Below are 19,911 nucleotides of genomic sequence, written 5' to 3'. Positions count from 1 at the left end.
CGGAAAGACACACCCATGGAACAAACGGCGAACCCGATTTCGTTAGACACCGCCACCCAGCGTTTGGCCGAGGGCGTCTTGGCCGGACGTCGGCGTGCGCTCTCCAAAGCAATCACCTTGGTCGAAAACACGCGCGAGGATCGCCGCCGCCAGGCCAATCAGCTTGTGTCATACCTGTTGCCACGAAGCGGAACCGCGACGCGAATTGGCATTTCCGGCACGCCGGGTGTCGGTAAAAGCACCTTCATCGAAGCCTTCGGTTTGTTTCTCATCGAACGGGGTTTGCGGGTGGCGGTGCTGGCTGTCGACCCCAGCAGCAAAATCAGCGGCGGCAGCATTTTGGGCGACAAGGTGCGCATGGAACAGCTCGCCCGTCGCAACGAAGCCTTTATCCGTCCCAGCCCCTCGGCGGGTACGCTGGGCGGGGTGACCCGGCGCACGCGGGAAACCATGATGTTGTGCGAGGCGGCCGGTTTCGACGTGATCCTGATTGAAACGGTCGGGGTCGGTCAATCGGAAACGGCGGTTGCCGACATGGTCGATTTCTTTACCGTGCTGTTGCTCCCCAACGCGGGCGATGAAATTCAGGGCATCAAAAAAGGCATTATCGAGGTGGCCGATCTGTTGGTGATCAACAAAGCCGACGGCGAATTCCGCGACGCCGCCAAACGCGCGCGCCGTCATTACGCCAACGCGGTCAACTTGTTCCGCCCCAAGAACCCCCACTGGAAAACCCCCGTCGTGTGCGCGTCCGGGCTTGGCGGTGAAGGGATCGACACGGTTTGGGAAAGCGCGGGCAAACACCGCGCCCTGTTGGAAGAACACGGGCTCTTCGAGAAACTGCGCCGCCAACAACGGCAACGCTGGTTCCAGCAAGCGCTGGAGGACAGCCTGTTGGAACGGTTTCAGGCACATCCCGAGGTGGCGCGTAAACTACCGGAGCTACGCAACGCCATTGGACAGGGACAGATGTCACCCCACCACGCCGCGGCGAATTTGATCGGGTTATTTATGGGTGATCCGCAACAGAACTAAGTGGTTAATCGTCCTCGTCATCAGGCGCGGCCCCGGCCGCACCACGAGTCCCAAAGAAGTAACCGACCACGGCGGAGCTGAAACCAACCACCGGTGCCAGAATCATCTTGGCCCATTCGAGAAACTGGTCGAGCTTGTCACCCTCGTTGGCAAAAAAAGCGATGAGAAAAAAGGGCAAAAGCATCACCGCGCCGGTAAGACAAAAAATAAAATAGGCAAAAGGCTTCACAATCGACGCCCATTCGCTGGAATGCGGGGCAATGGATACTTTTTTACCCGAAGCACGGGTAACGCTTAAAGCATGTGACGGCGAATCCGTGAGTAAAGCGGTGTCGGATTCGCCCCTTGGTTCTTGATCATTGTTTGGGTGATGACCAGGATCGGCTGCGCCGGGTGGCTGTTCCGGCAAAGTTGTCATGGCTACCTCGGTGTATCGGGGAAAAACTAACGAACAATCACCGTCATGGTTTTTCCGTCATTGGTATTTTCGTAGGAAATGGTTTTAGCACCAGATTCAACCACCAGCTTGTAGAGTTCCAAGGCGCGTCGGAAGACCTCCGCTTTGGGAACATCAAGTGAAGCTGCAGTTTCTACTAAGTCTGCATCCATTTTCCGGTTGAGATTCAAGTTGTATCTCGGCATCCTAAGCCTCCTTAAGGTCAAGACTGAATGAGCCGGACTACGAGCGAACCTCGCGTCTCCATCAGTAAATATGAGTCAATTTGGCGTCAAAAGCAACATTCTAGATAACGCCATTTCTGACACCATAAGCTACACCAAATATTACACCATATTCGACACACCCGACCACCGGCACGAGAACAGGTTGATCCAGGGCGCCAGGCGAACCATGGTAAAACAACCTTTCAACCGACCAACGATAACCGTCCTCAAACCACGAAAATCCCAAAAAGGAACACCCACCATGTCACCTCCCCAAGTTCGCGTTTACCTCGCCTGTTCCCTCGACGGCTTCATCGCCGGTCCCGATCACGACCTTTCTTGGCTACCGAGTTACGCGGACGATTCACCCGCGGCCCTTGCCCGCGATACCGGTTCCATTGATTACGAGACCTTTATCGCCGATGTCGGCGCCATGCTGATGGGACGCCGTACCTATGACGTGGTGCGCGGATTCGGCGGCGATTGGCACTACGGCGATTTGCCGATCCACGTCGCCACCACGCGCGCGCTGGACGACGCGCCGCCCGCGGCGGTCAAAGCGGTTCGCGGTTCCATCGCGACGTTGATCACCGAGGCCAAAGCCGCGGCAAGGGGCAAAAACCTGTACCTCGACGGCGGCGACCTGATCCGCCAAGCCGCGGATGCCGACTTAATCGATCATTTCATTATTACTTACGCACCGGTGGCACTGGGCCGAGGCACGCCGCTTTTCGGCCTGATCCAGAATTACTATCACCTCGAAATTACCGGATCGTACCGCCACGATTACGGCATGCTTCAGGTCCATGCCCGCCCGCGTCGCCCCAAGGACGCCACGCCGGCTACCGCCCCATAAAGCCAATCGCTTACCCAAAACCCAAGTCAACCGCCCCCTCCAACGGGAGAAGCTTGGGTGCATCGCCGCCCCACAAGGAGACTTGTCCTCGCGAGCTTTCCTGGTTAAGATAACGCTTTGTTCAATCTGCCGTACCGCGGCAAGAACCCACACAGAGATACCCCGTTGCGCAGACCGACCCCCGTCCCCCGCACAAGCTTAAACGTCCGATCCGACACAACGCCTTCGTTTAAGGCGTGTTTTGCCGTCGGCGACGCCGCGACGGAAGCCGAACGAACGAACAGCCTTGCTGTCCCTTCCGGCCTCAACAGCTTTTTGGTTACCTCAAGCGGCTCCGAACCTCGGGCCGCTTTTTTATTTGGTACCCGTCCCCGTGACGGGCACCCGGTTTGCGTTTCACCCGGCTGTCGCGGGCCCCTGCCCGCCGCAACCTCAGTTTTTCCGCCGCGAGGCGGAGCAATGTTTTTCTACGGAGCATGACATGACCAGTGCCGAAATTTTTGGTTCCCACGTTCTTGATCTTCTCACCTTCAAGAAACGCCTCCCCAAACCGACCTACCACGCGCTGCGCGACGCCATTCAAAAGGGCATCCAGCTCGACGGCGCCAGCGCGGATACCATCGCCCAAGCCATGATGGAGTGGGCGGTCTCAAAAGGGGTCACCCACTACACGCATTGGTTCCAACCCATGACGGGCAACTCGGCGCAAAAACACGACGCCTTCCTGTCCTTTGACGCCAACATGATGCCCATCGAACGCTTCTCCGGCAACCAGTTGATTCAATCCGAACCCGACGCCTCAAGCTTCCCTTCCGGCGGTACCCGTACCACCTTTGAAGCACGCGGTTACACGGCCTGGGACCCCTCCAGCCCCGTGTTCATTCAACGCAACCGCACGGTTTCCATCCTGTGCATTCCCAGTGTCTTTTTCACCTACACCGGGCACGCGCTCGACACCAAAACCCCTTTGCTTCGTTCCATCAATCAACTCAACGAAGCCGCCGCCGCGGCACTTGAGCTTTTGACCGGCAAAAAGGTATCCGTCAGCGCCACCTTGGGTTGTGAGCAGGAATACTTCCTCGTTGACCGCAAATGGCACGATATGCGGCCCGATCTGATCATGGCCGGCCGCACCGTATTGGGCGCCCTACCCGCCAAAGGTCAGCAGATGGAAGACCACTATTTCGGCGCCATTAAAGGCCGTGTTTTGGCCTTCATGGAAGACCTGGAAACCCAACTTTACGAGCTGGGTGTTCCCGCCAAAACCCGCCACAACGAGGTTGCCCCGCACCAATTCGAAATGGCGCCGATTTTCCGCGACGCCAACTTGGCCGCCGACAACAACCAATTGGTCATGGAAGTGGCGCGTAAGGTCGCCCACGAACACGACCTGTCGATCCTGCTCCACGAGAAACCCTTCGCCGGTGTCAACGGTTCCGGCAAACACCTCAACTGGAGCATGGCCACCAGCGACGGCCGCAATCTGCTGGAGCCGGGCAAATCCCCGCAAAGCAACATCACCTTCCTCTACTTCCTTGTCGCCGTCGTCAACGCCATCCAGAATCGCGGCGACCTGCTGCGCGCCACCATTGCCTCTGCCGGCAACGACCACCGTCTCGGTGCCAACGAGGCACCACCCGCGATCATGTCCGTGTTCCTGGGTTCTCAACTCACCAACATCCTCGACCAAATCGAAAAAGCCGACGGTTTTAACGAAGAAATCGTGGCGTCCATCGACCTCGGTCTGGCCGAATTGCCCAACATCACCGTCGACCGCACCGACCGCAACCGCACCTCGCCGTTTGCCTTCACCGGCAACAAGTTTGAATTCCGCGCCTGTGGTTCCAGCCAATCCGTTTCCTTCCCGGTTTCCGCGTTGAACGCCGCGGTCACCGAGAGCTTGCTCGAAATGAACGCCAAACTGGAAGACGTGGGTCAAATTACCGAAAAGAACCTGTTCGAACTGCTGCGTCCTTTCATCAGCCAAAGCAAGAACATTCGTTTTGAAGGCGACAACTACAGCGACGAATGGGCCGCGGAAGCCGAGGAACGCGGCCTGACCAACCTCAAAACCACGCCCGAGGCCCTCGCCTTGTGGCAGACGGAAGAGGCCAAAGCCTTTGCCAAAAATACCGGTTTCTTGACCGATTTCGAATTGGAAGCGGTGATCAACGTGCGCATGGAGCAATACGCCAAACACCTCGACATCGAGGCCGCTACCATGCTGCGCCTAATCGACAACTTCGTTTTACCCGCGGCCATCGCCCACCAAGGCGAAAGCGCCGCATCTTTGAGCGCCTTGACCGAGGCCCTCGGCGAAAAAGCCGCCGCGTCGTCAGCCCTGCAGGCAGGCCGTCTGCATTGCCTCGCCGAAACCATCGGCAACCTGATTGACGCCCGCAACAAACTCGAAACCGAGCTGGATGCGGTTCACCAATTACCGGAAGAAGCGCATGCACTCGCCACCGCCAAGCAGGTGGTACCGCTCATGGACAAGGCCCGCGCCCAGGCCGACGCCTTGGAAACCATGGTCGACGCTTCCACCTGGGAACTGCCCACCTACCACGAACTCCTGTTCTTAATGTAGCGGGCTTCCAGCCAAAACCCTTGAGCGGGGTCGCACCTTCGGGGGCGGCCCCGTTTTTTTTGGGATGCCGGCCACCCCCTTTCCCTTCTCAGATGCGGCCAACTGGGCTAAATTTAGGCTGATCCAATCACGCCGACACGGGACTGTTTGCCCGAGCATGCCACGCACCCGTAATGCACGGCGCCGCCGACGGCGGCATCCATTCGAGGGGGAAGCTTTTGTCACCAACCGATCTCGCCATTACCCAACACGGCTACGTCCGCCACATCAAACTCAACCGCCCCGACCGCATGAACGCCCTGGGTCGCACCCTGATCCGCGAGCTTCACAACGCACTGGAAGACTGCCGCTTTGATCGAGAAACCCGCGTCATTCTTTTGAGCGGGGCCGGTCAGCGCGCCTTTTGCGCCGGCGCCGACCTAAAAGAACGCGCCGAAATGGCCCAAGACGAGGTCGACGCCTTCGTCAGCGAATTGCGCACCACCTTTCATCTATTGTTCAACCATCCCAAGATCACCGTGGCGGCCTTAAACGGCGCGGCCCTCGGCGGCGGCCTGGAGCTGGCCCTTTCCTGCGACTTGCGCTACGCCCACAACGACGTGCGTTTGGGTTTAACCGAAACGCGCCTGGCTATTATCCCCGGCGCCGGCGGCACCCAACTGCTGCCGCGCGTGATCGGCCCGGCCAAGGCCAAGGAGATGATTTTCCGAGCGCAACCCATTAACGCCGCGGAGGCGCAAACCCTCGGTTTGGTCAACGACGTGTTCCCCGCCGAGGAACTCATCACCCGCTGCCTGGAGATCGGTACCCAAATCAGCCAAAACGGTCCCATCGCGCTGATGCAGGCCAAAAAAGCCGTCAACCAAGGTCTGCAGTGTAGCCTCGACCAAGGCTTACACATCGAACAGCTCTGTTACGCGGGCGTCATCCCCACCGAGGATCGCCTGGAGGGGCTGGCCGCCTTTAAAGAAAAACGCAAGCCGGCTTACCAGGGTCGCTGAGGCCGCGCGTCGGCGGCGGTGGCGATTTGTGTCACTTCCGCCGTTTCCATCACCCACCGCGCGCTGTCCTGAGCTAGAGTGAGTATGGCCGGTTAGCCCACATTTCTCACAAGGCGTTCGGCTTCGCAGCAGAAGTTCTTGTGAGAAATGCGGGCTAGGTCCACAATATTTTTGTGTCAGGGAGAAAACGAACGTGAATTGGCTGTTGTTGTTGCTGTGTATGGTTGCGCAAGCACCCGAAGAAGGTGACCCGCTCGACCCGGAACCCGAGTTCAAAATTGATTATGAGGAAAAGGTCGTGCTCGTCGACCTGCCGTTGCGCATCGTCCGCGACGGCCGCCCCGTCACCGAACTCAAATTGGCGGACCTAACGGTTCAAGAAAACGGCGTCCCTGCCCAAGTACGCGATCTCAAGAAGGTGCAAACCCCACTGAAGATGCACATATTGATGGACCTGAGCACCAGTAACGCCGACAACATTTTCCAAATCAAAGCGGCCACCCGTTTCTTGATTAAGAAAATGCGCAAGGGCGATACCGCCAAGCTCAGTTATTTTTCCAACACCTACCAAGAATTAACCGAATACCACGACAACCGCGACTTTCTCATTCAGAAACTGACCCGGGTCACCCCGCTCGGCTCCACCGCGCTTTACGACGGCATCAACGCCGCGCTGGAAGATATGCGGCAACACGAGGGCCCCAAGGCACTGTTTTTGTTCAGTGACGGCCACGATTTAATGAGCCACACCAAAGAAGTCGATTTGGAGCTCAAGGTCAAAAACTACGGCATTCCCATCTACATGATCAGCTACGAGGCCGCCAACGCCAAACTCCCACCCCTGCTGGCCCAACAGACCCAATTTATGACCACGCTCATCGGGCTTAGCGGCGGCCATCTCTTCCGGGGAGATCGCGAGTTCCAGGGCGACCTCAACACGGCCCTCAAACGCGCCCGTACCCGCTTTCTGGTCAATTACATCTCACCCAACGCCGGCGCGGGCAAGTCCTGGCGCAGCATCATGGCCACGGTGAATGGTTGCAATAACTGCACCCTGATCTACCGCCGCGGCTACGAAATGTAGCGCAGGGCGCGCCCTACCCGATGTGGTTCCGGCCGAAACCCGGTAACCCCCTATTGGGAAGGGTGTTCATCCGGCGGCGGCCCGACCGCGGCACGCGTTCCTTTTTTCATTTTTCCATTTGACATCAAACACACCTTTGGGTAGACTGCGGCTTCGGCCGTTTGAGCCCTGTTCCTATGGGAGGATTGCATCCATGCAACCATATGCAGTTATCAAAACCGGTGGCAAACAGTACACCGTTTCCGCGGGTGACGAATTACGTGTAGAAGTCATCCCCGGCTTATCTGAAGGGGAAACCGTTGAGCTGGAGACTCTGGCAGCCAGCAACGGCACCGACCTTTCCGTCGGCACCCCTGAACTCAGCGACAAAGTCAAAGCCACCGTTCTCCGAGCGGAGCGCGGCGACAAAGTCGTTATCTTCAAAAGCAAACGAAGATCGACCTACCGTCGTAAGAACGGACACCGCCAGAACTACCTCGCGATCCGCATTGATTCCATTCCCGGAAACTAATCGCGAGTTTCCAACTTTTTAACCGTCGGGAACCTGTTTCCCGGCAATGAGAATGAAGAGGTTAAGTCATGGCTCACAAGAAAGGTGTCGGTAGTTCCAGAAACGGCCGCGATAGCGAATCCAAACGTTTGGGTGTAAAACGCTTCGGTGGCCAACTCGTTTCTGCCGGCTCAATCATTGTTCGTCAACGTGGCACGCGTTTCAAGCCTGGTAAAGGTTGCGGTCGCGGTGGTGATGACACGCTGTTCGCACTGATCGAAGGCAAGGTCGCGTTTCGTGACCGCGGTCGCCTCGGGAAATTTGTAGAAATTCACCCCGTTGGCTAACGCCGCGTTTCAATAGACCCTTTTTTCAAGAAAGCCGCGGCCAGGTTTACCCGACCGCGGCTTCTTTGCGTCTACCCGTATTACCGAGCACGGATGGTATCTCCCCTCCCGTTCCGTTATGCGGGTTAACCGATTTGCGGTTTGCCAACCGATCACCGAAACTACCCGCGATGCACACCACATTTCGCAGCCGAACGTTGGTACGCATCGCGGGCGAACCCGGCGGCCTCAAACACCGCCATGGATCGCCCCCACGGGCGACTCGCTCACGCGACGCGTGGCGAAGGATTGCAGTTTATGTTCATTGACGAATTAACCATTTATGTAGAAGCAGGTAACGGCGGCAACGGCGCACTCAGCTTTCGCCGCGAAAAATACGTGGAGTTCGGCGGTCCCGACGGGGGCGACGGCGGCAACGGCGGTCATGTGATCGTACGGGTCCGTCCCGAATTCAACACCTTGCTACCGCTGCGCAACCGCCGCAAGTACAAGGCGGGCCACGGCCAAAACGGGCGCGGCTCCAACATGACCGGCGCGGGCGGCGAGTCGCTGATCCTGGAAGTGCCGGCTGGTACCATCGTGCGCGACAAAGAATCGGGCACCATCCTGGGGGATCTGACCCGACCCGACAGCGAGGTCATCGTGGCCCACGGCGGCCGCGGCGGCAAAGGTAACCGCCATTTTGTTTCCAGCACCCATCAGGTACCGCGTTTCGCCCAATCCGGCGAAGACGGAGAAAACCTATGGATCAAGCTCGAACTCAAGGTTCTGGCGGATGTCGGCTTGGTAGGTTTCCCCAATGCCGGCAAATCCACGCTGATCAGCCGCATCTCCGCGGCCAAACCCAAGGTTGCCGACTACCCTTTCACCACGCTCAAACCCAACCTGGGCGTGGTCAAAGCCACACCGATGGACAACTTCGTGGTCGCCGACATTCCGGGCATCATCGAAGGCGCCCACGAGGGTGCGGGCCTCGGCTTGCGCTTCCTCAAACACATCGAACGCACAAGTTTGTTGCTGGTGATGATCGATCCGGCCAATCCCGAGCGGGAACCCGCCGATTGTTACCGCATCCTACTCAATGAACTCAAATCCTTCAGCGCCAAACTCGCTGAAAAAGATTACCTTGTCGCCTTTACCAAAGCCGACGTGACCCATGATCGCGACGAACGGGTCGCAGAACTCAAACAGGAACTCACCGACAACGGCGTGTGGCACACCACCATCAGCTCCGTCACCGGTGAAGCCATTCGCGAGCTGGTGTTTGAACTGAACGGCCGGGTTAAAACCGCGCGTGCCGCACAACGCGAAGCCTGGTTCGCCGCCGAGGCGGAAGCCGCCGAATCGGCCGAACCGGCAACAGGCAATTCCGCCGCGGCCGAGCAAGCGGTCGACCCACTCGACGAACTCGATTTTTAACGGGAAAACCTCGTTTCCCACCGCCGGTTGCGATTGATGGTTGCATTTCCACCGCGTGGTCACCAAGTTAACCTTTACCGAAACGCCTCTCCAACCAAGTCCCATATCGCGCTTTCGCGGACCAACACCGCAAGGTTTGGTCATTTCATTTCAGGAGCCTCATTTGAGCGAACAAGCACCCACGAAATTGGATCTAAGCACCACGCAAGCATTGCTGGACGTCGTCATCGACATTTCCGAGGAGTTCAAGGCCGTTGATTTGCGCGCCCTCAAGGTCACCGACATCTGTTCTTTTACCGACTATTTCGTCGTGATGACCGGCACCTCGACCACCCACATCAAGTCCATTACCGAAGAAATTATGATGCGCTGCAAAAAGAACGGCCGCAAGCCGTCCGATATTGAAGGCGTTTCCGCCGCGGAATGGACCTTGCTCGATTTCGGCGACGTCATTGTCCATGTGTTTAGCAGTGAGAAACGCGCCTTTTACAACCTCGAGGAGCTGTGGGCCGAGGCGGAACAAGCCTATCCACCCGCCGACGCGGAGCCCGCCTAATGAAAGTCCACCTCTTGTGGGTGGGTCGCAAAGGCAAACGAGAACCGGAAAGCGAACTGTGCCAACGGTATCTTACCCGCTTGGAGAGCCGCGTTCGCTTTTCGGAAAAGGTGCTCAAGCCCTTTCAGGGCGGCAACCAATCGACGACCGACATCCAGCAGCGCGAAAGTGCGCGGCTGCTGGCGGAACTCAACCCCGACGATTACCTGATCCTTTGCGATGAGCGCGGCAAAAATGTATCCTCCAAGGGCTTGGCCAAACTTTTTGCGGATCGTGAACGCGCCGCCGCACGCCGACTCGTTTTTTGTATCGGCGGGGCCATGGGGGTCGCCGACGCGCTGCGACAGCGTGCCGATTTTATGTTATCGTTGAGCCAAATGACACTGCCGCATGCACTTGCACGGGTGCTGCTGGTCGAACAAATTTACCGCGCACATTGCATCAACAGTGGCCATCCCTATCATCACGAAGGTTAGCCCATGAAATTATCCACCCTGTCGGCCTGGTTCTTCGCTTTGCTTGTTTTAGGCGTTTGCAGCGCTGTATTTTTACCCCCCGAAAACCAACGCGTCTTGTTGCAACCGATCCAGGTGTGGCACCTCTCCTTCCCTCTCGTGAACGGCGTCATTGCCGTCATGCTGTTGAGCACCCTCCCGCCCGCACTTTATCTTTCCGCCGGCTACCTCAAACTCGCGGGCCAAATGCGCGGCGTCAAACGCGGCAACCGCCTCGATCTGCGCGCGGGCGAGCAACTGGTCCACGCCCGCGGTTTGCTCCAGCACCAAGATTACCAAGCCGCCCTGGACGCCGTCGGCGATGACGAAAGCGTCGAAGCCGTCCTGATTAAGGGAGAGGCCCTGTGGGCCATGGGCGACACCGAGCAAGCCGCCGCAATGCTGCGTCCTTGCTTTCGCCAAAGCGGCGACGTCCGCATCGGTTACTTGCTGGTTGAGGTCCTGCGCACCGCCGGCCAAAACCCCATCGAGGTATTGGACGCACTGATTACCGCCGACCCCGGCCACGCCCGCGCCGCACTCAAAGCAGCCTGCGCGCTGTATGAACAGGAACAACAATGGGATCTTGCGCTGGCAACCCTCAGCCAACTCGAAAAACTCGGCACGGATGATTGCAGCACCCAACGCCTCCGCTACGAATTCAAAATCGTGCAAACCCAACCCGATGAAACGAATCCCCGCAAACACATCGACCGCCTGCAAAGTTTTACCAAAAAGACCCCGGAATTTGTCCCCGCCTGGCTTGAACTGGGTCGGGTATGGTGGAACGCGGGAAATTTGGAAAAAGCCCAACAGATGCTCGCGCGGGGTTACCAGGCCACCGGGAACTTGGCGTGTTTGGACGTGCAGGTCGATTTCTTGCTCGATGACAACCGCCCGGAAGACGCGATTCAAGTGTATCTGGCCCCGGCCGACGATAAACCGGCGGTCCGTTTTCAACTTGCCAAACTCTATTTCCGACTGCACATGTTGGACGAGGCACTCGACCAGTTCGAAATTCTGGAGGGACTGCTGCCCAAATGTCCATCGCTCCTCCATTACCAAGCACAAATCAAAGCACGCCGCGACCGCTACGCCGAGGCCGCCGAGGATTTTCAGCGCTACCTGGGCGAACGCGCCGACCAACTGGGGGATTTTGTCTGCGAGAATTGTGGTCACATCGCCGAAAACCGCGCGGAACGCTGCCCCAAATGCGGCGAATGGGACACCCTCGTTTTGGAAGTGGAAACCTTGAAATTTGAGGCGGCCGGCCCACTCGCGCTCGGGCCGCGTTACCACGGAGCCTAAGCGTGCGCTGGACCCTGGAACAGATCGCACGACAAACCGGCGGCACCATCGACGGCACCTCCCACGACCAAACCGGCAACCTCGCGGTTCACGCGATTGAAACCGACACCCGCTTGGCGTTTCGCACCCGCGCGCTGTTTGTCGCGCTCGACGGCCCCAACTACCGCGGCGACCGTTTCCTACCCGCCGCCGCCGAACGCGGCGCCGTGGCCGCGCTTGTCGGCGAAGAGGCCGTTAACACCACCGACCTGCCGCTCATTCGCGTCGCCAACCCCTTGCGCGCCCTGCAGCAGTTGGCCGCCGACTACCACGCGGCCATGCCCGGCCCGACCCTCGCAATCACGGGCAGCAACGGCAAAACCATCCTCAAAGACTTCCTCGCCCACAGCCTGATGAGCCGCGAATTGGTTTACGCGAGCCCCGGCAGCTACAACAGCCAAGTCGGCGTCGCCCTTTCGCTATTGGCGCGCCGCACCCCCGTCGCCCTCGCCATCATTGAAGCCGGCGTTTCACAACAAAACGAAATGCAGCACCTTGCCGCGATGATCCGACCACGCCACGGGGTCTTGACCAACATCGGCTTGGCCCACTTCGAAGGCTTCGGCTCGCGCGCCGCCATTGCCCGCGAAAAAATCCAACTGTTTCGCGATCTCCCTCCCGAGGGATGGCTCCTCATCCCCGACGACCCCTTGCTCGACGAAGCCCTGCTCGCCGATATCCGCTGCCCGATCTACCGCTTTGGTTCAGACCCACGTCTGCCCAAGCTAATCGCGACCTCGCCGGCGGGCCGCGGTCGTTCCCAGCTCCACCTGGCCTTTCCCGACGGACAGGAAACCTTCCTCCAGGTCGCGATTGACTACTCCTGGCGCGAGGTCTTCCAAACCCTGCTCGCCGGCATCTGCACCGCCTGGCTTTTCGGTATTTCCGCCAATAGTATCACCCGTTACGGCGGTGCTTTTAACCCACCGCTCAACCGCCTGGAACTGTGGCAGTCGGAACAGGGCTGCCTCCTCGCCAACGACAGCTACAGCGCCGATCCCGTCTCCACCCGTTCCTGCCTCTCGCTCTTCGATCACTACCAAGGCAAAAATACCTGGTTCATCTTCGCGGGTATGGGTGAATTGGGCGAGCGCGGCGCTTATGAACACCGCGTCATCGGTGAACTCGCCGCGCGCAAACAGGTCAAACACCTCCTGCTGACCGGCCCCCACGCCGACGCAACCGCCGAGGGCTACCGCCATGCCTTTGCCGAGGGCGTCGTCCACCAATTCGACGATACCGCCGCGTTGACGCGTTACGCCGACCACCACGCCAAGGAAGCGGAAGTGGTTTTAATCAAAGGCCCCCGCGAAGCACGACTGGACACCCTCACCAACCTGTTCAAAAGCAAACTCACCCAGACCGTGTACTACATCAGCCTAACCAAAATTCGCGACAACGCCTTGGCCTACCGCGGCTTGATGCCCGCCGACGGCAAACTGTTGGTTATGCTCAAAGCCTTCGCCTACGGTACCGACGCCGGCCAAATTGCACGCTTCCTACAAACCCACGTGGATTTCTTCGGGGTCGCTTACGTCAAAGAAGCGGTCAGCCTGCGGCGCCAAGGAATTAACAACGAAATTTTGGTGCAGTTGGTGTTGCCCGACGATGTCGACGAGGTTGCCCGCCTCGATTTGCAGCCCGTCGTGTTCAGCCTCGACGTGGCGCGCGCGCTGAACACCGCCGCGGAACGACACAACACCCGCATCAAAATACACCTGAAAGTTGACACCGGCATGGGCCGTTTCGGGGTTTTCCCCGACCAAGTCGGCCCACTCGCCGCGGCGATTCAGGAACTCAAACACCTGCAGATTGAAGGGTTGATGACCCATTTCTCCTCGGCCGACGACCCCGAGGCCGATGCGTTTAGTCGCGAGCAACTGGCCGGCTTTGAACAAGCGCGCGCCGCACTGAACGCGCTGGGTATCGATCCCCCGCTCTGCCATGCCGCCGCCAGCGCCGCCGCCGCGCGTTTTCCCGAGGCGCGTTTCTCGATGATTCGCATCGGCCTGGGCGTTTACGGCATTTACCCCTCACGTGAGGTTGCCGAAACCCTTGTGCTCAAATGCCCCGTGACCCTGCTCTCGCAAATCGGGTCTCTCAAAACCTATCCGCCAGGTTACCCGATTAGTTACAACCAACGGTTCACGACAAAACGCGAAAGCCGGATTGCTTTTATGCCGCTGGGTTATTACGACGGCCTTTCGCGCAAACTCTCCAACCAGGGATACGTCATTGTCAACGGCCGCCGCGCACCCATCGTCGGCTCCGTCTGTATGGATTTTACCGCCGTCGACGTGACCGGCATCGAGGACGTCGCGGTCGGCGATCCCGTCCTGGTTTTCGGCGAATGGCGCGGGAACAGCATTCGCGTGGAGGAGCTGGCGGAGATGGAGGGAACCATTCCCTACGAGGTGCTCGTCCGCTGGAGCCACCGCATCCAGCGCATTTATTTAATGGATGAAGAATAATGCTAAGATGCCGCTCAGCCGCGCCCCCCGTAAGAATGCCCAGGCGATGCCTTCCATCCAAGCGGTTCATCTTGTGTTGATTGGAGACCTTCATCGTGACAAACCACGCGCAAGCGGTACCCCGCCCGTCTCAGCAAGTAACGCTCACCATTTTTTTCGGCGGCCCCAGCAATGAACGCAACATCTCGCTCGACTCCGCGCGTACCCTCTACGACAGCGTGCGAAAAAAATTGGCCGAAACCAACATCACCTTGGTTTTTATCAGTCGCGATACCCAGTTTTTCCGGCTCGACCCCAAGTGGATTTATTCCAATACCATCGAAGACTTTGAGCACCTTCCCCACCAACCCTTGCAAGCCGACGCCCTCAACCGTTTGATCAAAGAGAGCGATGTTCTGTGCCCCATCGTGCATGGCGCCTATGGGGAAGACGGACAACTCAGCGCACGTTTTGAAGCGCAGGGACGCCAAGCCTATTTGGGCAGTCCGCCCGCGGGCCTGGCCACGACCCTCAACAAGCAGCAAACCGTTGCGGCGATTGCCGAGCGGGGTTTTCCCACCGTGCCCAATGCGCTGATCACAGCCGCGGCCTGGGCGGAAGACGCGGCCCGCGAAAGGGAACGCGCGTGGCATCAGGTCCCCGGCGACACGCTGAACCAACGCATCGTCAAACCCAACCGCGCCGGCTCCTCCGACGGGGTCAGCCTGAGCGGGGTCGATACCTTCGACGAAGCCGTCACGCGCGCCCTGGCTTTCGGTGACGAGGTTTTGGTGGAACAGCGCATTGAAGGTCGCGAGTTTTCCCTGATCGTTTTGCAAGACCAAGACGACAGCATTGTCCCGCTCGCCCCAACCGGAATAGCCATCGCCGAAAGCGACACCGACCCAAATCAAGACAACCTCTACACCCGCAACAAGAAATACATGCCCGGCGCCGGCGCGCGCCACCAAACCCCGCTTGCCGGACCGGCCGAGCTGTTGCAACGCATGCGCACCCAGGCCGTCGACCTTTTTCAGGCGCTTGGCTTGCGTGACTGGGCCCGTTTCGACGGCTTCCTTAGCGACGACGGCACGATCATTTGGTCCGACCTCAACGGCATTCCCGGCTGCGGCCTCGACTCTTTCTTATTCCAACAAGCCGCCCTTTTCGGCATGCGCCACGCCGATGTTTTTTCATTGCTGATTACCCGCGCCGCGGCACGCGAGGGCCGCCGGCTCGATTTCAGCGACGCCCTCGGCGAAGATCCCGCGTCCCGCCGTCGCGTGGCCGTGATCGGCGGCGGCGCCACCTCGGAACGCCACGTCTCACGCATGAGTTGGTTTAACGTCACCCAAAAACTGGCCGCGCTGCAGCAGTACCGCATTCACACCATTTACCTAGACGCCGAGGAAGCCTTTTGGGAAGTCCCCGCTTTTGTCGCCCTCCAACACACCGTGGACGAAATCGAGGCCGTTTTGGCAGATGTCGACGCCTACCAACGCGCGGTACCGCTCGTTCAAACCTGGCGCGGCACCCATTTCGCGGGTTACGCCGGCGACGTGGCGGCGCACAACTTCGCCCCGCGCCGGTTAAAACTCGCGGACTTTCCCGCGCGTTTCGACTTCGTATTTCTCGCCCTGCACGGGGGCATCGGTGAAAACGGCACCATGCAACGGCGCCTGGACCAACTCGGCTTGCCCTACAACGGCAGCAGTTCCCAGGTGGCCGGCTTGTGTATGGACAAACAAGCCACCAACCAAAAGTGCCGCGAATTTGCCATCCCCGGTTTTGAAGCACCGGGCCAACATCTCGTCGCGCGCAACGATTTGATCGTGGAACTGAGCCGCTATGCCGACCTCGACGCCGCCGATCTCGAAACCCTAACCCAACGCCTGCCCGAGCTGATCGCCGCCGAACAACGCGTCACCGACCCCCTATTCCAGCGCTGGGCCAAAGCCGTGGTCCGCTGGGCCGCGGGGTTGCAAGCGACTTTGCAGTCCGACCAAGGCTTGGTCCTAAAACCCAAGGCCGACGGCTGCTCCAGTGGTGTTTTGGTTTCCCGCCAACCGGAACACCAACTCCCGATTTTCCTGCTGTTTATGATGGCGGGCCGCGACCGCATCCCCCAATACCTGCTGTATCCCAAGGTGACGGATCGCGAGTTGTTTATCGCCCTGCCCCGCTTTGACGAAATCCTGGTTGAGCAGATGTTGGCGGGCGCCGACCCTGAAACCTTTATGGAAATGACCATCGGCGTCATCGGGACCCGCGGCAAGATCACCGCGTTTTACCCCTCGGAAACCCTCGCCCAAACCGATGTTTTGTCCCTGGATGAAAAGTTCAACAAAGGCATGGGCGTGAACCTCACCCCGCCACCGGCCTTGGACGCGGCCGCCGTCGCTTCGATCCGCGCGCGACTCGCCGCGTACGCCGATCAATTGGGCATTGAAGGTTACGCGCGTATCGACGTCATGTACCGACCCGACAGCGATACCCTTTACTTAATAGAAGTGAACAATTTGCCGGGGCTCACCTCGGCTACCATTATTTATACCCAAGCCTTGGTTACCCCGGAGTTTGCGCTCAAACCCGCCGAATTCTTAGATGAACTGATCCAATTGGGCTTCGCCCGCCAGGCTTAATCCCCGGGATCCGCCCGTCTCATCAAGGCGCGCCGCCGCCTCAATCGACCACAATCCAGCACGCGCAAATGTTCAAGTGAATTGACTTCGTTTATTGAACATAGGTAGCATGTAAGGGGAATCGATCAATGAGACAGTTCACATGTGTTGGTTTGAACAAAGAATATACACGGAAAACGGGCCGCCTTGTTCCAGGCTAAGCCCCAATCCAGAATTTTGGTTTAGCTATGCGGAGGCTTCGGCAGTATGGAAGGCATCAAGAAATTCAATAAGTATTACCTGCTTGAGCAGCAAGAGGAGACCGGGATCGGCGCTCTGTGGCGCGGCGCCAACATCGCCGACGGAAAAATTCAGGAATACTTCCTGCTCAACCTGGTCAACGAGAAACTGGCCGGTAACGACGACTTTGTCGACCAGTTCCTCAACCAAAGCATGACCACCTCGAAGCTTGAGCATCCCAACATTCTGCGCCAAGTCACCAACGCCCCGGAGAACGGCCAACTCGCTTCCGTTTACGAGTTTCACGAGGGTTTTTCACTCGAAAAGGTGCTCGAGCGCTGCAACTCAGACGGCTTTCCCCTTTCAATCGACCACGCCCTGCTGGTCACCTCTAAAATGTTGTCGGCCTTGGCCTACGCGAAAACCAAACACATGACCCACGGGTTCATCAACCCCTCGGTCGTATTCGTCACCCACGAGGGTGAAATCAAGCTGACCAGCTTTCAGTTCAACACCGCCTTGCGCGCCCTGCCCGGTTTGGTTGCCGATCTCGAACCCACCTATGGGCCTTATGTTCCCACCAACATGGATTACACCGCGGAGGACCGCGACCAGCTGGACATCTTTGGCTGTGGTTCCATTTTGTTCGAAATGTTAACCGGCGAACGCTTTAACCAAAACGGCGCCGGGGACGTGGCCGCGCGCATCAAAAACGCGACCACCGCCTCCGAGGGCGAAAACATCCCCGCCGCCATCGCCAACATTTTGATTTCGGCCTTGGATTCCGGTGCCGGCTCGGCATATACCGACATCCAAAAAATGGCCAAGGACATGGACGATTTGCTGTATTCCGGTGAATACAGTCCCACGACCTTCAACCTCGCCTTCTTCATGCACTCGGCCTTCCGCATTGAAATGGAAGAACTGGGTGAGAAGATGAACAGCGAACGGGAACGCAATTTCTCTGGGGAAGTCAAAGCAGCAGCGCCGGCCGCGAGCGCCGTGGCCACCACTCCCAAGGCTGAACCGGCCGCGGTCCAACAACCGCGCGCGCCGCAAGGAGTCCCCGCGCCAGCCGCGCCGACGCCCAAATCGAAAGCACCGCTCTTTATTGGGCTCGGTGTTGCCGCCGCCGCCATCGCCGTCGTGGCCGTTCTGTTTCTGCAACCGGCGGCGGAACCCGAAAAGGACACCAACAAAGATCTCGCCGCCCAGATCCAGCAGGAGGGCCAGGACGCCGCGGAAGAGCGGTTGCGGGAGCTTCAGGAAGAAACCGAACGCTTGAACAACCTGATGGCCGAACAACAAGCGCAAGCCCGTCGCGAGGCCGAGGAAGCCAAGGCCAAAGAGCTGGAAGACGACCTCAAGCGCATGGAAGATCAGTTACAACAGGCCAAGATGCGCCAGGAACAACAAGAGCTCATGGCCAAGCTGGATCAACAGCGCAAAGAGCTGGAAGCCCGCCAACAGCGCCTCGCCAAACTGGAAGAGGACCGCAAACGGCGCGAAGCAAATGAGGCGCGACGCAAGGCCGAGGCGGACAAAACGCGGAAGAACCAAGGCTCGAACACCATCGCCAAGGTAGACAAACCCCGCGCCAACGATACCAAAGTTAACCAACCGAAAGAGCAGTCCAAACCCGCGTCAAGCTCACCCACGCCGACCGAACCCGCGACGACCAACCAAACGGTTTCAAATGTCGCCGCCAACAACGATGCGACGCCGGCCTCGGACATCACGCCGCCCCGCATGGGTGAGCTGATTCCCTTGGACGATCCCGATCTCAACAAACCCACGCCTTTGACCAACGTTGAGACGCTGAAAGTCCCGAAAAAAGCCATCCGCAACGATGTTGTCAAACGCGGCGCCACCATCGTCTTTTTGATGAAGGTGCTGGTGAACGAAACCGGTTCAGTTGACCAGGTCAACGTCATGCGCAGCCCCATAAAGGCCGGCCAAAACGATTACGGCATGATTGACGACGCCATCAAAACCGCGCGTAATATGCGTTTCTCTACGCCTACCAAGCTCGGTGTTCCGGTTAAAACCGAGATGTACATCGGCATCAATTTCCGCGCAAACTAACGCGGACAACCTATTTATTTAAAAGGAGCTTGTGGATGCTGTCCAACAAGCTCCTTTTTCTTTGTCCTGTCCCGCTGTTGACGGCCTGAGGCCGGTCAAGGCGGGTTAACCCACGCTCCAGGAGGTTCCCCATGACCCTTTTTCAGAAAATCATTGATCGGGAAATTCCCGCCGACTTCGTTTATGAAGACGACGATGTTTGCGCCTTCCGCGACATCGCCCCTCAAGCGCCCACCCATATCCTCGTCATCCCCAAAAAGCCCTTGGTCAAAATTGCCGAAATGGGCGAGGAAGACACCTTACTCATTGGAAAACTCATGCTGTGCGCCACGCAAATCGCCAAGGAACAAGGCATTGAAGATTACCGCCTGGTGATCAACAACGGCGCCAAGGCGGGCCAATCGGTGTTCCATCTGCACCTCCACATCCTCGCGGGTCGTCCTTTCACCTGGCCCCCGGGCTAACCCGCGTGTTTCCAGGCCCAAATCACAGGCGGCGCGGTCAGCCGACCGCGTCCGTCCCGACCCCTGAGAAGGCGGTTACGGGAGGGCACTGAAGCCGCGATTTTTTTTATTGTAAAATTCTGACAAATCACTTGCCGACCCACCTCGTGCTCGTTAGGTTTTAAGTACCGAC

The 19,911-nt window shown here is 58.5% G+C and carries 17 protein-coding genes; 15 read left to right on the top strand and 2 right to left on the bottom strand.

Annotated elements, in window-relative coordinates; genetic code table 11:
* Positions 1-15 precede the first annotated feature (15 nt).
* Positions 16-1,035, top strand: a complete 1,020-nt coding sequence (meaB, locus tag J3U88_RS11850) for a methylmalonyl Co-A mutase-associated GTPase MeaB (protein WP_207858970.1) — start codon at positions 16-18, stop codon at positions 1,033-1,035.
* 4 nt (positions 1,036-1,039) lie between these two features.
* Here the strand turns inward: meaB and J3U88_RS11845 are convergent, their stop codons facing one another.
* Together J3U88_RS11845 and J3U88_RS11840 are read right to left on the bottom strand one after the other, a co-directional pair.
* Complete coding sequence (locus J3U88_RS11845; protein WP_207858969.1) at positions 1,040-1,453, bottom strand: hypothetical protein; 414 nt, start codon at positions 1,451-1,453, stop codon at positions 1,040-1,042.
* 26 nt (positions 1,454-1,479) lie between these two features.
* On the bottom strand, positions 1,480-1,677 hold the full coding sequence (locus J3U88_RS11840; RefSeq protein WP_207858968.1) for a hypothetical protein: 198 nt from the start codon (positions 1,675-1,677) through the stop codon (positions 1,480-1,482).
* A 283-nt stretch (positions 1,678-1,960) separates the two neighbouring features.
* Between J3U88_RS11840 and J3U88_RS11835 the strand changes: the two genes are divergently transcribed.
* From J3U88_RS11835 to J3U88_RS11770, 14 genes are all read left to right on the top strand, one after another.
* Complete coding sequence (locus J3U88_RS11835; RefSeq protein ID WP_207858967.1) at positions 1,961-2,554, top strand: dihydrofolate reductase family protein; 594 nt, start codon at positions 1,961-1,963, stop codon at positions 2,552-2,554.
* A gap of 481 nt (positions 2,555-3,035) precedes the next feature.
* The gene (locus J3U88_RS11830) at positions 3,036-5,141 is read left to right on the top strand and encodes a glutamine synthetase III family protein (protein WP_207858966.1); all 2,106 of its coding nucleotides are present in this window, start codon (positions 3,036-3,038) and stop codon (positions 5,139-5,141) included.
* Positions 5,142-5,359: 218 nt separating this feature from the next.
* Complete coding sequence (locus J3U88_RS11825; RefSeq protein WP_207858965.1) at positions 5,360-6,142, top strand: enoyl-CoA hydratase-related protein; 783 nt, start codon at positions 5,360-5,362, stop codon at positions 6,140-6,142.
* Between the two features lie 193 nt (positions 6,143-6,335).
* Positions 6,336-7,226, top strand: a complete 891-nt coding sequence (locus tag J3U88_RS11820) for a VWA domain-containing protein (RefSeq protein WP_207858964.1) — start codon at positions 6,336-6,338, stop codon at positions 7,224-7,226.
* 193 nt (positions 7,227-7,419) lie between these two features.
* A complete protein-coding gene (rplU, locus tag J3U88_RS11815) occupies positions 7,420-7,737 on the top strand; it encodes a 50S ribosomal protein L21 (protein WP_207858963.1) in 318 nt (105 codons plus the stop codon).
* Positions 7,738-7,805: 68 nt separating this feature from the next.
* Positions 7,806-8,063: a 50S ribosomal protein L27 gene (gene rpmA / locus J3U88_RS11810; protein ID WP_207858962.1), complete on the top strand. Its 258-nt coding sequence runs from the start codon at positions 7,806-7,808 to the stop codon at positions 8,061-8,063.
* 297 nt (positions 8,064-8,360) lie between these two features.
* Positions 8,361-9,482: a GTPase ObgE gene (obgE, locus tag J3U88_RS11805; protein ID WP_207858961.1), complete on the top strand. Its 1,122-nt coding sequence runs from the start codon at positions 8,361-8,363 to the stop codon at positions 9,480-9,482.
* 163 nt (positions 9,483-9,645) lie between these two features.
* Positions 9,646-10,038, top strand: a complete 393-nt coding sequence (gene rsfS, locus J3U88_RS11800) for a ribosome silencing factor (RefSeq protein ID WP_207858960.1) — start codon at positions 9,646-9,648, stop codon at positions 10,036-10,038.
* Positions 10,038-10,514: a 23S rRNA (pseudouridine(1915)-N(3))-methyltransferase RlmH gene (locus J3U88_RS11795; protein ID WP_207858959.1), complete on the top strand. Its 477-nt coding sequence runs from the start codon at positions 10,038-10,040 to the stop codon at positions 10,512-10,514. Before rsfS ends, J3U88_RS11795 begins: the two co-directional genes overlap by 1 nt.
* Before the next feature lie 3 nt (positions 10,515-10,517).
* On the top strand, positions 10,518-11,840 hold the full coding sequence (locus tag J3U88_RS11790; protein WP_207858958.1) for a tetratricopeptide repeat protein: 1,323 nt from the start codon (positions 10,518-10,520) through the stop codon (positions 11,838-11,840).
* A gap of 2 nt (positions 11,841-11,842) precedes the next feature.
* Entirely contained in the window at positions 11,843-14,350 is a 2,508-nt protein-coding gene (gene alr, locus J3U88_RS11785; protein WP_207858957.1) for an alanine racemase, read from the top strand.
* A 95-nt stretch (positions 14,351-14,445) separates the two neighbouring features.
* Positions 14,446-16,971 carry a D-alanine--D-alanine ligase family protein gene (locus J3U88_RS11780; protein WP_207858956.1) on the top strand — a complete coding sequence of 842 codons (2,526 nt, stop codon included), beginning with the start codon at positions 14,446-14,448 and terminating at the stop codon, positions 16,969-16,971.
* A gap of 246 nt (positions 16,972-17,217) precedes the next feature.
* Positions 17,218-19,275, top strand: coding sequence for a protein kinase domain-containing protein (locus J3U88_RS11775; protein ID WP_207858955.1), 2,058 nt, complete (start codon positions 17,218-17,220; stop codon positions 19,273-19,275).
* A gap of 131 nt (positions 19,276-19,406) precedes the next feature.
* Positions 19,407-19,739, top strand: a complete 333-nt coding sequence (locus tag J3U88_RS11770) for a histidine triad nucleotide-binding protein (protein WP_207858954.1) — start codon at positions 19,407-19,409, stop codon at positions 19,737-19,739.
* Positions 19,740-19,911: the final 172 nt, after the last annotated feature.

It is taken from the genome of Acanthopleuribacter pedis, from assembly GCF_017377855.1.
Classification (GTDB): domain Bacteria; phylum Acidobacteriota; class Holophagae; order Acanthopleuribacterales; family Acanthopleuribacteraceae; genus Acanthopleuribacter; species Acanthopleuribacter pedis.
The sequence above is the reverse complement of the archived record's forward strand: the minus strand, read 5'-3'. Positions and strand labels throughout refer to the sequence as shown.